The organism is Microlunatus spumicola, from assembly GCF_039536445.1.
In the GTDB taxonomy this organism is placed as follows: Bacteria; Actinomycetota; Actinomycetes; order Propionibacteriales; family Propionibacteriaceae; genus Microlunatus; species Microlunatus spumicola.
Window position 1 is genome coordinate 355672 of the sequence record NZ_BAAAYR010000002.1, and the last position, 13778, is coordinate 369449.

Annotated in this window: 14 protein-coding genes; 7 read left to right on the top strand and 7 right to left on the bottom strand. The window is 74.5% G+C overall.

What is annotated here, in order from left to right; translation table 11 throughout:
• Window positions 1-262 precede the first annotated feature (262 nt).
• The 3 genes from ABD665_RS10615 (at window position 263) to ABD665_RS10625 (ending at window position 3284) form a co-directional block, all read left to right on the top strand.
• On the top strand, window positions 263-1249 hold the full coding sequence (locus tag ABD665_RS10615; RefSeq protein ID WP_344742248.1) for a ribose-phosphate diphosphokinase: 987 nt from the start codon (window positions 263-265) through the stop codon (window positions 1247-1249).
• A 116-nt stretch (window positions 1250-1365) separates the two neighbouring features.
• Window positions 1366-2514, top strand: coding sequence for a nicotinate-nucleotide--dimethylbenzimidazole phosphoribosyltransferase (gene cobT, locus ABD665_RS10620; protein ID WP_344742412.1), 1149 nt, complete (start codon window positions 1366-1368; stop codon window positions 2512-2514).
• A gap of 2 nt (window positions 2515-2516) precedes the next feature.
• Window positions 2517-3284, top strand: a complete 768-nt coding sequence (locus tag ABD665_RS10625) for an adenosylcobinamide-GDP ribazoletransferase (RefSeq protein ID WP_204910685.1) — start codon at window positions 2517-2519, stop codon at window positions 3282-3284.
• 23 nt (window positions 3285-3307) lie between these two features.
• Here ABD665_RS10625 and ABD665_RS10630 read toward each other — a convergent pair whose 3' ends face one another.
• Entirely contained in the window at window positions 3308-3889 is a 582-nt protein-coding gene (locus ABD665_RS10630; protein ID WP_204910684.1) for a bifunctional adenosylcobinamide kinase/adenosylcobinamide-phosphate guanylyltransferase, read from the bottom strand.
• A 5-nt stretch (window positions 3890-3894) separates the two neighbouring features.
• Between ABD665_RS10630 and ABD665_RS10635 the strand changes: the two genes are divergently transcribed.
• The 3 genes from ABD665_RS10635 to ABD665_RS10645 are packed head-to-tail and all read left to right on the top strand — an operon-like array spanning window position 3895 to window position 5995.
• Window positions 3895-4953, top strand: coding sequence for a cobalamin biosynthesis protein (locus ABD665_RS10635; protein ID WP_204910683.1), 1059 nt, complete (start codon window positions 3895-3897; stop codon window positions 4951-4953).
• Window positions 4950-5705: a cobalt-precorrin-6A reductase gene (locus tag ABD665_RS10640; RefSeq protein ID WP_204910682.1), complete on the top strand. Its 756-nt coding sequence runs from the start codon at window positions 4950-4952 to the stop codon at window positions 5703-5705. Before ABD665_RS10635 ends, ABD665_RS10640 begins: the two co-directional genes overlap by 4 nt.
• Complete coding sequence (locus ABD665_RS10645; RefSeq protein WP_204910681.1) at window positions 5702-5995, top strand: Dabb family protein; 294 nt, start codon at window positions 5702-5704, stop codon at window positions 5993-5995. Before ABD665_RS10640 ends, ABD665_RS10645 begins: the two co-directional genes overlap by 4 nt.
• Before the next feature lie 18 nt (window positions 5996-6013).
• Here the strand turns inward: ABD665_RS10645 and ABD665_RS10650 are convergent, their stop codons facing one another.
• Window positions 6014-6559: an SbtR family transcriptional regulator gene (locus ABD665_RS10650; RefSeq protein WP_204910680.1), complete on the bottom strand. Its 546-nt coding sequence runs from the start codon at window positions 6557-6559 to the stop codon at window positions 6014-6016.
• A gap of 106 nt (window positions 6560-6665) precedes the next feature.
• On the opposite strand from ABD665_RS10650, the gene ABD665_RS10655 reads away from it, so the two are divergent.
• Entirely contained in the window at window positions 6666-7406 is a 741-nt protein-coding gene (locus ABD665_RS10655; RefSeq protein ID WP_344742252.1) for an SDR family oxidoreductase, read from the top strand.
• 17 nt (window positions 7407-7423) lie between these two features.
• On the opposite strand, the gene ABD665_RS10660 is transcribed toward ABD665_RS10655, so the two are convergent.
• From ABD665_RS10660 to recF, 5 genes are all read right to left on the bottom strand, one after another.
• Window positions 7424-9316, bottom strand: a complete 1893-nt coding sequence (locus ABD665_RS10660) for an ABC transporter ATP-binding protein (protein ID WP_344742254.1) — start codon at window positions 9314-9316, stop codon at window positions 7424-7426.
• Window positions 9313-11127, bottom strand: coding sequence for an ABC transporter ATP-binding protein (locus ABD665_RS10665; RefSeq protein WP_344742256.1), 1815 nt, complete (start codon window positions 11125-11127; stop codon window positions 9313-9315). Before ABD665_RS10665 ends, ABD665_RS10660 begins: the two co-directional genes overlap by 4 nt.
• A gap of 72 nt (window positions 11128-11199) precedes the next feature.
• The gene (locus tag ABD665_RS10670) at window positions 11200-11904 is read right to left on the bottom strand and encodes a DUF6882 domain-containing protein (protein ID WP_204910678.1); all 705 of its coding nucleotides are present in this window, start codon (window positions 11902-11904) and stop codon (window positions 11200-11202) included.
• Window positions 11905-11929: 25 nt separating this feature from the next.
• Window positions 11930-12499, bottom strand: a complete 570-nt coding sequence (locus ABD665_RS10675) for a DciA family protein (RefSeq protein ID WP_204910677.1) — start codon at window positions 12497-12499, stop codon at window positions 11930-11932.
• Window positions 12492-13631, bottom strand: coding sequence for a DNA replication/repair protein RecF (gene recF / locus ABD665_RS10680; RefSeq protein WP_204910676.1), 1140 nt, complete (start codon window positions 13629-13631; stop codon window positions 12492-12494). The genes ABD665_RS10675 and recF overlap by 8 nt, the downstream gene beginning before the upstream one ends.
• Between the last annotated feature and the right edge of the window lie 147 nt (window positions 13632-13778).

The window sequence follows — 13778 nt, forward strand, 5'->3', positions numbered from 1 at the left end:
GACCGGGAGCGGGTTCAGGACCGCGAGCGGGACCGCGGACAGCAGCGGCGCAGAGACATCGGGCTCACGTCCTACATATTGCCTGTAGTGATACTAGGGAATAGCCCTTGTCTCACGTGCTGGTCGGTCCATCCGCGCCTCGGACGCGGGGAACGGGGCTCGGGAACGGTTCCCGGCGCACCGCGGCGGAGCGCGGCCGGGCCGCAGGAGAGACTGTCGCAGCACCGGCGGACGGGCGGGCGGGGTCCGCTGTCGCCGACGCGTGGACGACCAGCTCGAGGAGAACGACGTGACCGGCGAGATCACCGTGTTCAGCGGTTCGGCCCACCCGGAGTTCGCGGAGGACCTCTGCCGCATCCTCGGCGTGGAGCTCAGCCCGTCGCGCACCAGCCGGTTCAGCAACGACTGCCTCCAGGTGCAGCTGCGCGCCAACTGCCGGCTCCGCGACGTGTACGTCGTCCAGCCGCTCGTGCCCCCCGTCCAGGAGAACCTCTTCGAGCTGCTCCTCATGCTCGACGCCGCCCGCGCCGCCTCGGCCGCCCACATCACCGCGGTGATCCCGCACTTCGCGTACGCGCGCTCCGACAAGAAGGACGCGCCGCGGATCTCGATCGGCGCGCGGCTCGTGGCCGACATGCTGCAGACCGCCGGGGCGACGCGCGTCCTCACCATGGCCCTGCACGCACCCCAGGTGCACGGCTTCTTCTCGGTCCCCGTCGACCACCTCAGCGCGACCCTCGAGCTGGCCGCGCACTTCCGCCGCTTCGACCTGACGAACACGGTCGTGGTCTCGCCGGACCTCGGCAACGCGAAGGTCGCGACCGAGTTCGCGCGGAACCTCGGCGTGCCCGTCGCCGCCGGCTCCAAGCGGCGCCTCAGCGACGACACCGTGGTGATCGACAGCATCGTCGGGGACGTGGCCGGCAAGGACGTGATCGTGCTGGACGACGAGATCGCCACGGCGGGCTCGATCGTCGAGCTGCTGCGCGTCCTGCGCCAGGCCGGCGCGGGCCCCGCGTCCGTGGTCTGCACGCACGGCCTGTTCACCGGCCGGGCCATCGAGCGGCTCCTCCACGAGCCCGGCATCACCCAGATCGTCACCACGGACACGGTCCCGCAGACCGGCAGCCGCGAGCTGCCCAACCTCGTCGTCCGCTCCGTCGCCCCGCTCTTCGCCGAGACCATCCACCGGATCCACCACGGCGAGTCCGTCAGCAGCCTGTTCAGCGACGTCGAGACGTACGGCTGACGGCACCGGACGGCCCGGACGGCGTCGACCCGGGTGGGTGCCGGGCCGCTACAGTGCACGGGTTCGCGGAGAACAAGCGGGAAGCCGGTGCGAGTCCGGCACGGTCGCGCCACTGTGTGGACCGGTCCTCCCCCGGGAGGGCTCGTCCGAGCCAGACCCCTCCTCCGCGGGCTCCGTCGACGGGTCGCCGAAACCCAGGAGGACCACATGAACGACCGCTGCGTCAGGCCGGCCCGCTGATCACCCCGCCGTCGGCCGCCGCGTACGCGTCGGCCCGGGAGCGCCTGGCCGCGCTGGCCAAGCCGACCGGGGCGCTCGGCCACCTCGAGGACGCGGCCGCCTGGGTCGCGGCCTGCCAGGGCGTCAGCCCGCCCCGCCCGCTCGACCGGGTACGCCTGACCGTCCTGGCCGGGGACCACGGCGTCTCGCACGCCGGCGTCTCCGCCTACCCGCGTGAGGTCACGGGCGCGATGGTCGCGGCGATGGTCGGCGGCGGTTCCGGGGCGAACGTCCTCGCCCGCCAGCACGGCGTCACCATGCAGGTGCTGGACGTGGGCGTGGACGCGGACCTCACGGGGCTGCCGGCGGAGGTCCGGCGGCACCACGTCCGCCGCTCCTCCGGCGCGATCGACCGCGAGGACGCGCTGAGCGCGGCCGAGGTGCACCGGGCGCTGGCCGTGGGTGCCGCTATCGCCTCCGAGGAGGTCGCCGCCGGCGCGGACCTGCTGGTGCTGGGCGACCTGGGCATCGGGAACACCACGCCCGCCGCCGCGCTCGTCGCCGCGACCTTCGGCGTCGGGGCCGACGAGGTCACCGGGCGCGGGACCGGCGTCGACGACGCCGCGCTGGCCCGCAAGACGCAGGTCGTCGCCGCGGCGCTGGCCCGGGCGGGCGACCGGACGAACGACCCGTACGAGCGCCTCGCCGCGCTGGGGTCGGCCGACCTGGCCGCCGGGGTCGGGTTCCTGCTCGGCGCCGCCCGGGCGGGGGTGCCCGTGCTGCTCGACGGCATCGTCACCGTCGCCGAGCTGGCCGTCGCCGCCGACCTCGAGCCCGGGGTGGTCGCGTGGTGCGCGGCCGGGCACCGGTCCACCGAACCCGCGCAGCAGCTGGCCCTCGACAAGCTCGGCCTGGTGCCGCTGCTCGACGTGGGGCTGCGGCTGGGCGAGGGCACCGGCGCCCTGACCGCCCTGCCCGTGCTGCGCTCGGCCGTGCTGCTGCTGCGCGAGATGGCGCTGCTCGCCGACCTCGCGCCGCCGGCCTGACGATGGCTCCGGAGTCCCTGCGCCTGGCCGGAGGGTTCCTCAGCGTGCTGCCGGTGCGGGCGGTGCTCGACCCGTCGCCCCGTACGGTCAGCCGCGCGATGGTCCTGGCGCCGGTCGCCGTCGTGCCCCTGGCCGCGCTGGCCGGGCTCGTCTGGTGGGCGGCCTCCGCGGCCGGGCTGCCCGGCCTCGTCGGCGGCCTGCTCGTCGTCGGCACCCTGGCGCTCGGGACGCGGGCGATGCACCTCGACGGCCTGGCCGACACGATCGACGGGCTGGGTGCGAGCTGGGACCGGGCGCGGGCGCTCGAGGTCATGCGCCGCGGGGACGTCGGGCCCATGGGCGCGGTGGCCCTCGTCGTCGTGCTCGCGCTGCAGGCGGCCGGGCTGGCCGTCTCCGCGCCGGGCTGGGCGGGCGGCCTGGCGGTCGCCCTCGTCGTCTGCGCCTCCCGCGGCGCCCTCGCGCTCGCCTGCCGCCGCGGGGTGCCCGCCGCCCGGCCGGACGGCCTGGGTCGCGTCGTCGCCTCGTCGGTCGGACCTCTCGGCCTGACCGCCGGGGTGCTGCTGCTGCTCGCGCTCGCCACCGGTGCCGCGGTGCTCGGGGCCCGGCCGTGGTGGCAGGGCCTGCTCGCCGGCGTCCTCGCCGTCGGCGTCGTCCTCGCGCTGGTCGGCCACGCCGTCCGCCGGCTCGGCGGCGTCAGCGGCGACGTGCTCGGGGCGGGCGTCGAGGCGGCGTTCGCGACGCTCGTCGTCGTCCTGGCGGCACGACCGTGACCGGGTTTGTCGAGGGACCAGGGTCAGACGTAGAGCGCGCGGCCCGCGACCATGAGGACGACGTCCTCGCTCGCGCCGGCGACGGCCGCGTTGACCTGGCCGAGCAGGTCGGTGAAGACGCGGCCCGAGCGGTGCTCGGACACGAGGCCCCAGCCGACCTCGTTCGTGACCGCGACGGCGATCTTCGGCGTCGACTGCCAGGCGTCCACCAGGTCCGTCACCTGCGCGTCGAAGTCGCCCTGCCAGTCGCCGAGCGGCACGTCCCACGTGCCCATCCGGTCGATGACGGCGGTGACCCAGGTGCCGAGGCAGTCGACGAGGTAGGCGGCGTCGCCGCGCCGCAGCACCTCCGCGACGTCGGTGGTCTCGACCGTCGTCCAGTGCTCGGGGCGACGCTCCTGGTGGGTCCGGACGCGTGCGGCCCACTCGGCGTCCGCGACAGGGTCGGGCACCGGGCCCGGCGCCACGTAGGTGACGGCCTCCTCGCGAGCCAGCAGACCCTCGGCGAAGCGGGACTTGCCCGAGCGCGAGCCCCCCGTGACGAGCGTGCGCTGCGCGGGGGCGGACGCGGGGAGCGACGAGGGTGTCGAGGCCGGGAGAGACATCGCCGATGACCCTAGCGAACCTGCGCTCTCCCGCCCTGGGGACCGCCGCCGGGCTGCTGCTCGGCTACGCCGTCGACGCCCTCGTCGGCGACCCGCGACGCGGGCACCCGGTCGCCGCCTTCGGCCGAATGGCCTCGTGGGTCGAGCGGCGCACGTACGCCTCCCGCCGCGGGGCCGGCGTGACGCACGTCGGCCTGCTCGTCGGTGGTTCCGTGGTGCTGGGGACGGCCCTGGGACGCGCGCCCGGCGGGCAGGTCGCCCGGGTCGTGGTCACGGGAGCGGCGACCTGGACGGTGCTCGGCGGCCGGTCGCTGCGGCGCGAGGCCGCGGTCCTCGCCGGGCAGCTCGAGGCCGGTGACCTGGCCGCCGCCCGCGTGCAGGTGACGCACCTCGTCGGGCGCGACCCGAGCCGGCTGGACGCGGACGAGCTGGCGCGGGCCTGCGTCGAGTCGGTCGCGGAGAACACCTCCGACGCCGTCGTCGCCCCGCTGCTCTGGGGAGCCGTGGCCGGGGTGCCCGGGCTGCTGGCCTACCGCGCGGCCAACACCCTCGACGCCATGGTCGGCCACCGGTCCGAGCGCTACCTCCGGTTCGGCTGGGCGGCCGCGCGGTTCGACGACCTCCTGAACCTCGGTCCGGCCCGCGTCGCCGGCCTGCTCGCCGCGGCCGCGGCGCCGCTCGTCGGGGGTTCGCCGAGGGCCGCGCTCGCCGCGGTCCGTCGCGACGCCGCGCGGCACCCCAGCCCGAACGCGGGCGTGGTCGAGGCGGCCTTCGCCGGCGCCCTCGGTGTCCGGCTCGGCGGGGTCAACGTCTACGGCGGCGAGGTCGAGGACCGGGGCACGCTCGGCGACGGACGGACCGTCGAGGTGGGCGACGTGCAGCGCGCGGTCCGGCTCTCGCGTGCGGTGTCGGTGCTGAGCCTGGCCGTGGCCGTCGGCCTCACCGCGGTCGTCGGCCGGTTCCCCTGGGATCCGCTCACTCGATCGCGCGCCGGTCTGCGGCTGAGCGTGCCGGACGGCCGCTCGCGCCGTCGAGTGAGTGGATCTCAGGGCAGGACGCCGTGACCGTCCTCCTGCTCGGCGGGACCGGCGAGGCCCGTTCCCTCGCGACCGCGCTCGTCGACGACGGCGTGGACGTGCTGTCGTCGCTGGCGGGCCGGGTGTCCCGCCCCGCGCTGCCGGTCGGACGCGTCCGGGTCGGGGGGTTCGGCGGGGTCGACGGGCTGGCGACGTTTCTCGTGGAACATCGCGTCGCCGCCGTGGTCGACGCCACCCACCCTTTCGCCGCCACCATCTCCGCCAACGCGGCCCGGGCCTGCGGGACCACCGGCACCCCGCTGCTCCGTCTCGCCCGGCCGGGATGGTCGACGCACCCGGACGCGGGCCGCTGGACCTGGGTCGACGAGGTCACGGGCGTGCTGGACGTCCCCGGCGACCGGCCCGTGCTGACCACCGGCCGGCAGTCGCTGGAAGCGTTCCTGCCCTGGGCCGAGCGCACGGTCCTGGTCCGGGTCGTCGACCCGCCCGACCTCGCGCTCCCCCCGGCCTGGCGCGTGGTCCGGTCGCGGGGACCCTACGACCTCGCGAGCGAGCGGGCCCTGCTCGCCGACCACTGCGCGGACCTGCTCGTCACGAAGGACTCCGGTGGCCGGCTCACGGAGGCCAAGCTCGACGCCGCCGCGGAGCTGGGCGTCCCGGTCGTGGTGGTCCGCCGACCCGAGGCACCCGTCGGCGTGGAGACCGTCGACGACGTCGAGGCGGCCCGGGCGTGGGTCCTCCGCCGCCGCGACCGCCGACCACCTACGGTGCTCGGGTGACCACAACGCACGTCGTCCTGGTGTCCTGGCGAGACGGGGAGGCCGACGAGGCCGAGGCGGCCATCCGCCCGCTCGTCGCCGACTTCCCCCGGAGCATCCCCGGCGTCGTCGACGTCGTCCAGGGACGTTCCACCAGCCCGGAGGGCAAGGAGGAGGGCTACGACTACGCCCTGATCATCACCTTCGCCTCCCCGGAGGCCCGCGACGCCTACCTCCCGCACCCGGCGCACCAGCCCGTCGCGGAGGGGATCGGCGCGCACGCCGACAAGGTCGTCGTCTTCGACGTCTGAGGCTCCGCCCCGGCCGCCTCAGCCGACGGTCGACGCCGCCAGCCCGGCCATCACGACGTCGAGCATCCGTGCCGACCGCTCGTCACGGTCCGGCGTCAGCTCCAGGCGCCACAGGAAGCCGACCATGAGCAGCAGCTCCTCGCCGCCGACGTCGGCGCGGACGAGCCCCTGCGTGCGACCGGCCTCGAGCAGCCGGTCGATGGCCCCGACGACGGGCGCGTAGCCCTCGCCGGCGAGCTGCTCGAGCATCGCCGCGTGGATCGCGGTGCCCAGACCCTTCTTGAGCCGGCCGTACTCGGCCAGCCGGTCGAGCCAGGTCCGCAGCGCGCGGTCCGCCGGCTCCCGCTCCAGCAGCCCCGGGACCATGTCGACCAGCTCGGCGACGTCCATGCGGTGCACGGCCATCACGAGGTCGTCCCAGGTCGGGAAGTTCCGGTAGAGCGTGCCCTGCCCGACGCCCGCGGCCCGCGCGACCGCGGCCATGGTGGGCGGCGGCTCGGTCTCGAGCGCCTCCCGCGCGACGTCGACGAGCCGCTGCCGGTTCCGCTCCGCGTCGCTGCGCACGCATCCCTCCTCGCCTAAGCGGACATCTGTCCGGTATGGTTCGAGGCGAACCGGACATGCGTCCACATCGTACGGGTCCCACTCGGGACCAGACCAGGAGACCACCGTGCACGAGCAGGTCGCAGGAACCGTCGTCGCCCTCACCGGCGCGAGCAGCGGGATCGGGGAGGCCACCGCGCATCACCTGGCCGCGCGCGGCGCCCGGCTCGTCCTCGGGGCGCGGCGGCAGGACCGCCTCGACGCGGTCGTCGGGGCGATCACCGCCGCCGGGGGCGACGCGGTCGGCGTCGTCGTGGACGTCACCCGCCGCGACGACCTCCGCCACCTGGTCGACACCGCGGTCGAGCGTCACGGCCGCCTCGACGTCCTGGTGTCGAACGCCGGCACCATGAACGTCACCCCGTTCGACCAGCTCGACCAGGACGGCTGGGACGCGATGGTCGCGACCCACGTCACCGGCCTCCTGAACGGCATCGCCGCCGCGCTGCCCGTCTTCCGCCGGCAGGCCTCCGGCCAGTTCGTGAACGTCGGTTCGACGGCCGCGTACGTGGTGAAGGCCCCGCAGGGCGTCTACGCGGCGACGAAGACCGCCGTCAAGATCCTCACCGAGGGCCTGCGCCAGGAGTCCGGGCCGGACCTGCGGGTCACGCTCGTCTCCCCCGGCTTCACCGACACCGAGGGCGTCGGCAAGGGCACCACCGGTGACGTCGCCGCGTGGATGGAGCAGCAGCGCGTCGCGATCGCCATGCCCCCGTCCGCCGTGGCGAACGCGATCGGCTTCGCCATCGAGCAGCCCGCGGGCGTGGACGTCAGCGAGATCGTCGTCCGCCCCACCGCCCAGGCCTGACGCCCGTCCGGGGAACCTCAGGCGAGCGACGCCTCCCAGGCCTCGTGCAGCGCCGCGTAGCGGCCGTCGTCCTCGCGCAGCAGCTGCTCGGGCGAGCCCTGCTCGACGATCTCACCGCGCTCGACCACGAGGACGCGGTCGGCGATCTCGACCGTGCTGAGGCGGTGGGCGATGATCACGGCGGTCCGGTGCGCGAGCACGGTCTGCAGCGCCTGCTGCACGAGCCGCTCGCTGGGGACGTCCAGGCTCGACGTGGCCTCGTCGAGGACGAGCACCGCCGGGTCGGCGAGGAACGCCCGCGCGAACGCGACGAGCTGGCGCTGGCCGGCGGAGAGCCGGCCGCCGCCCTTCGCCACGTCGGTGTCGTAGCCCTCGGTCAGCGCCTCGATGAACGTGTGCGCCCCGACCGCATCGGCCGCGGCCACGATCTCGGCCCGCGTCGCCTCCGGCCGCCCGAACCCGATGTTGTCGGCCACCGAGCCGGAGAACATGACGTTCTCCTGCGTCACCATGACCACGGCGCGCCGCAGGTCGGTGTCGGAGAGGTCGCGCAGGTCGACGCCATCGAGGGTCACCCGACCGCCCGTCGGGTCGTAGAAGCGCGCGAGCAGCTTGGCCAGCGTCGTCTTGCCGGCCCCGGTCGTGCCGACCACGGCGACGGTCTCGCCCTCGCGCAGGGTCAGCTCCAGCCCGGTGATGACCGGGCGCCGGGGGTCGTAGCCGAAGTCCACGCCCTCGAAGTGCACCTCGCCGCGGGCACGCGGGAGCGGCACCGGGTGACGGGGCTCGACGACGCTCGGCTTCTCCTCGAGCACGCCGGACAGCTTCTCCAGCGCGGACGAGGCCGACTGGAAGGTGTTGAAGAACTGGCTGATGTCCTGCATCGGCTCGAAGAACATCCGCAGGTAGAGCAGGAACGCCGTCAGCACGCCGACGGTGATGTCGCCCTCGAGCGCCCGCAGGCCGCCGAACAGCAGCGCGACGCCGATGGTGACGTTGCCGATCACGCGCACGCCGGGCATGAACAGCGCGACGAGGCGGAACGAGTCGGTGTTCGCGTCCTTGTAGCGGTCCGCGATCTCGTCGAAGATCTCCGAGTTGCGCGCCTCGCGCCGGTAGGCCTGCACCGCGCGGATGCCGGTCATCGTCTCCACGAACTGCACGATGACCAGGGCGGACAGCTCGCGTACGCGGCGGTAGACCTGGGCCGAGCGGCGCGCGAACCAGCGCACCAGGAGCAGCAGCACCGGGAAGCAGACCAGGCAGACCAGGCCGAGCTCGACGTCCAGGCTGATCATGAGCGCGGCGACGCCGACCATCGTCAGCACCGCGGTGACGAGCCCGTCGAAGCCGCCGACCAGCAGCTCGGTGATGGCGTCGATGTCGCTGGTGAGGCGCGACGTCACCCGCCCGGAGGTGAACCGGTCGTGGAACGCCACGTCGAGGCGCTGGAAGTGGGTGAAGACCCGTCGGCGCAGCTCGAGCAGCACGTCCTGGCCGATCCGGCCCGAGACGCGCAGGAAGGCGATCCGACCGAGCGACTGCAGGACGACGGCCACGAGCATCGCCGCGACGATCTCGAGCAGCGTGCGGGGGCTCCCGCCGGCCATGACCGGCGGCAGGCCGCGGTCGATGCCGCGGGCGACGAGCAGCGGGATGGAGAGCCGGGCCGCGTTCTCGACGAGGACGACCAGCACCATGACGGCGAGCCAGCCCTTGTACGGGGCCAGCAGCGACCACAGCAGCGACCGGCTCCGGCGGCGCAGGAAGGCGTTCCCGGTCGCATCGACCGGCCCCGACTCCAGGGCGACGCCGCGCCAGCGCTCGTGCTCGTCGACGACGACCGGCTCGACGGTGCCCGCCGTGGAGGTGCCCGCCATGGAGGTGCCCGGGGTGGAGGTCGTGCTCACGACGCCACCTCCAGCAGCTCGCCGCTCGGGTCGTACTCGGCGGACAGCAGCTCGCGGTAGGCGGGGACGGTGTCGAGCAGCTCGTTGTGCGTGCCGACGTGGGTGATCGTGCCGTCCTGCAGCAGCGCGACGCGGTCGGCGAGCAGCACGGTCGAGGCGCGGTGCGCGACGACGATGCCGGTCACGCCGACGAGGACCCGCTGCAGGGCCTCCTCGACGAGGGCCTCGGTGTGGATGTCGAGCGCGGAGAGGGTGTCGTCGAGGACGAGCACCGCAGGCTTGGCCAGCACGGCCCGGGCCAGCGCCAGGCGCTGCCGCTGCCCGCCGGACAGGCTCATCCCCTGCTCGCCGATGCGGGTGTCGAGGCCGAACGGCAGCTCATGGACGAACTGCGCCTGGGCGACGTCGACCGCCTCGGCGATCTCCTCGTCCGTCGCGTCCGGCCGCCCGAGCGCGATGTTCTCCCGCGCGGACATCGAGAAGAGGACGGGGTCCTCGAACGCGGTCGCCACGAGCTGGCGCAACCGGTCGAGCCGGAGGTCGCGCACGTCGACGCCGTCGAGGGTGATCCGGCCGCCGGTGACGTCCCAGAGCCGGGCCACGAGGTTGGTGAAGATCGTCTTGCCCGAGCCGGTGGCCCCGACGAGCGCGACGGTCTCGCCCGGCGCGAGGCGCAGGTCGATGTCGTGCAGGACGTCGGTGTCGGCGTCGGGGAAGCGGAAGGCGACGCCCTCGAACACCAGCTCGCCGCGGACGTCGTCGAGCTCGACGTCGCCGTCGGTGATCGTGATCTCCGCGTCGAAGACCTCGGCGATCCGGTCCGCCGCCGTCATGGCGTCCTGGGTCATCGACAGCAGGAAGCCGAGCGAGGTGACGGGCCAGACCAGCGACACCATCAGCGTGGTGAAGGCGACGAGCGTGCCCAGCGTGACCCGGTCCTGCGCGACGGCCAGCGCGCCGAGCGCCAGGACGATGATCAGCGTGACGCTCGGGATGACCTCGAGGAAGGTCCAGAAGGTCGACTGCACGCGGACGCGCTCGACGGCGGTGTCGTGCAGCCGGACGCTGCGGCGGTCGAAGCCGGTGAAGACGTGGTCGGCGCGGCCGAAGGACTTGATCACGCGGTGCGCGTGGGCCATCTCCTCCACGCTGGAGGCCACGTCGCCGCCCTGGTCCTGCACCTGCCGCGACAGCTTGGTGTAGACGCGCTGGGTCCGCAGCGACACCCAGGTCACGGGGACCGTGCTCGCCACCACGACCAGGCCGAGCGGCCAGTAGAGGTGCACGAGGATGGCGACGACGACGATGATCTGCAGGACGTTGACCAGCAGGAACACCAGGCCGAAGCCGAGGAACCGGCGGATGACCGAGAGGTCCGACGTGATCCGCGAGAGCAGCTGGCCCGAGGCCCAGCGCGAGTGGAAGGCCAGCGGCAGCTGCTGCAGCTTGGCGTACATCTGGACCCGGATGTCGGTCTCCACGCCGAGCGTCGCCTTGGAGACGATCCAGCGGCGGATGAACATCAGCAGGGCCTCGACCACGCCCACCACGACGGCGACCGCGCCGAGCGCGTACAGGCCGGGCCGGTCGGACTGGGCGATCGGTCCGTCGATCACCCGTCGGGTGACCAGCGGCACGAGGATGCTGGCGCCGATGCCGAGCAGGGAGACCACGAGCATGACGACGAAGCGCCAGCGGTAGGGGAGCAGGTAGGAGCGGAAGCGCCAGATCGAGGTGGCCGCCCCCGTCCGGACCCCGCCGTCGCGACCGTGCGCGGCAGCGCGCAGCGAGATCGTCGGCTGGGTGGGCATGGGTGTGCCTTCGTTCGTCAGGGTTTGGCTTAGTCCGAGTATGCAAGAGAGGCAACCGGGACGGCCACCCGATTAGTCCTTCGCCAGCCGCGCGTCCATGGACGCGACCCGGCCGAGCCCGTCGAACCGCACGACCAGCCGCCCGTCGCCGGCCTGCAGCACGACCTCGTCGCCCGCCTGCTCCAGCCCGAACCCGCGCAGCTCCGCGTACGCGGTGACCGCTCGGCGGTGGTTCACCACGCCGCCCATCAGGGCCTCGCCGATCACCGTGGCCGCTGTCGCGCAGCTCGGGGCCGGCAGCGACGCTTGCGGCTCGTCGAGGACGAACGCGACGACCGTCCCGTTGCCGGCGTCAGCCGTGTAGTGCGGGAGGCCGCCGTTCACGAGGCCCGCGACCATCGCGTACTCGACCGCGTCCTGCCGGGGCTCGCCCCGCAGCGGGGTCTCCGGCGCGGTCAGCTCGGCGAGGCCGAAGCGGGCGCCGAAGTCACGCACCGCGGCCGCGCGGGCGACGACCGGCGGCGGGAAGCCGTTGACGTTGCTCCAGCCCCACATCCACGTGCCCGGTCCCGGTGCGGCGGACCCGACGAGGTGCGCCGGCGTCTCGAGGGTGCCCGCGCGTCCGCCGAACCGCAGCACCCCGGTCGCGAGGTCGACGTCCCAGCGGTCCGCGTACGGTCCGCCCTCGCCGAGGAGCTCGGCCAGGCGTCGCTGGCGCTCCACGCTGACGACGGCACCGTCGTCGAGGACGTCGGTCAGGCTGGTGATCGGCTGCACCCGGTCACCCTAGGCAGGGTCCGGCTCAGCCGTACGTGTCGCGGGGGCCGCGGCCGTCGCGGACGGACCGGCCGCCGTGCTTCCAGGACGGGGCGTCCGGTCCGAGCACCCGGACGAGGCGCACGGTGTCCGTGCCCAGCTGCTCGTTGAGCATCGCCACGAGCTGCGGCGCCATCTGCCGGAGCTGGGTCGCCCAGGCCGTGGAGTCCGTACGGACGGTCAGCTCGGCGTCCGCGTAGCGCTCGGGGCGGGAGTGCGCGGCGAGCGTCGGACCGACCAGCAGGGCCCAGCGGGCGAGCAGGGTGCGGACGTTCACGTCGGCGGCCCAGCCCTTGGCGTCGATCAGCCGGTGCACCGCCCGCGAGAGGGTCTGCGGGTCCCGGTCGTCGGCGTGCGCACCCGACGACACCGGGTCCACGCTCCGCCGCGGGGTCGTGCCGGTGGGCGGGCGGCGACGACGCCCCCGCGCCCCCAACGCCCGGGCGGTGTCGCGGGCCAGGCTCAGCCCGGTCGGGTCGTGCGGCTCGGCCTCGGGTTCCGCCGGGACCGGCTCGTCGGCCGGCCCGTCCGGCCGGGTGCCGTCGGGTTCAGTCATCCTCGGTCACCGTCCCGCCCGCGACCCGGAACCGTCGCCCGGACAGCACGGCGGGCACGTCGCCGCCCACCGCCGCCGTCACCATCACCTGCTCGGCACCACTGACCATCGACGCGAGCCGCTCGCGCCGGGTGGCGTCGAGCTCGGCGAACACGTCGTCGAGCACGAGCACCGGCTCGACCCCGTCCTCGCGGAGCAGCGCGAGGCTCCCGAGGCGCAGCGCGAGGGCCAGCGACCACGACTCGCCGTGGCTCGCGTAGCCGCGCGCCGGCAGCACCCCGAGCGACAGCAGGACGTCGTCGCGGTGCGGCCCCACCAGCGACACCCCGCGGGCGACCTCGTCGTTGCGCCGGGCCGCCATCGCCGCGGTCAGCGCGGCCGTCAGCTCCTCGCGGCCGGCGCCCGGCTCGAACGTCGTCGCCGACGTGTAGGCCGCCGTGGCGTCGCTGTTGGTCGGGGCGATGTCCGCGTACGCCTTGGCCAGGTGCGGCACGACGTCGGACAGCGTGGTCAGCCGGGCCTCGAGCAGCTCCGCCCCCGCCGCCGCGAGGTGCGCGTCCCACACGTCGAGCGTCGCGGCGACGTCCGCGCCGGGCGTGGCCCCGCGCATCCGGCCGCTGAGCGACTTGAGCAGCGTGTTCCGCTGCCGCAGCACCCGGTCGTAGTCGGCCCGGACGCCGGCCATCCGCGGCCACCGGTTCACGACGAGGTCGTCGAGGAACCGGCGGCGCTCCCCCGGGTCGCCCTTGACGACCGCCAGGTCCTCCGGCGAGAAGACCACCGTGCGCAGCACGCCGACGATCTCGCGGGTGCGCTTCACCGGCGACCGGTTGAGCCGGGCCCGGTTGGCCTTGCCCGGCGTGATCTCCACCTCGAGCTGCAGCTGGCGCGGGTCGTCGAGCCCGGCCTGCACCCGCGCCCGCGCGACCGCGCGCTCGGCCCCCGCGCGGACGAGCGGCACGTCCGAGGAGACGCGGTGGGAGCTCAGCGTGGAGAGGTACTCGACGGCCTCGACGAGGTTCGTCTTGCCCTGACCGTTCGCCCCGACGAAGACGACCACCCCGGCACCCAGCGCCACGTCGACCCCGGTGTACGACCGGAAGTCGACGAGCTGGAGATGGTCGACGAACACGCACACCAATCTAGGGGCGGCTTCGCGCACCCGGCCTTCACCGTCCCGTCTTCCTCCCTGCGGATGACGACGGAGAAACGTGTCGTCATCCTCCGGTCGTCCAGACGTGACGCGGCCTGGTGGCGACGCTCAGCCGCCGGTGGTCAC

What these genes read in the sequence shown, in the direction of transcription:
- ABD665_RS10625 (WP_204910685.1), top strand. Translation starts at nt 2,517, where the DNA reads ATGGCTCCGGAGTCCCTGCGCCTGGCCGGAGGGTTCCTCAGCGTGCTG.
- ABD665_RS10630 (WP_204910684.1), bottom strand. Translation starts at nt 3,889, where the DNA reads ATGTCTCTCCCGGCCTCGACACCCTCGTCGCTCCCCGCGTCCGCCCCC.
- ABD665_RS10635 (WP_204910683.1), top strand. Translation starts at nt 3,895, where the DNA reads ATGACCCTAGCGAACCTGCGCTCTCCCGCCCTGGGGACCGCCGCCGGG.
- ABD665_RS10665 (WP_344742256.1), bottom strand. Translation starts at nt 11,127, where the DNA reads ATGCCCACCCAGCCGACGATCTCGCTGCGCGCTGCCGCGCACGGTCGC.
- ABD665_RS10675 (WP_204910677.1), bottom strand. Translation starts at nt 12,499, where the DNA reads ATGACTGAACCCGACGGCACCCGGCCGGACGGGCCGGCCGACGAGCCG.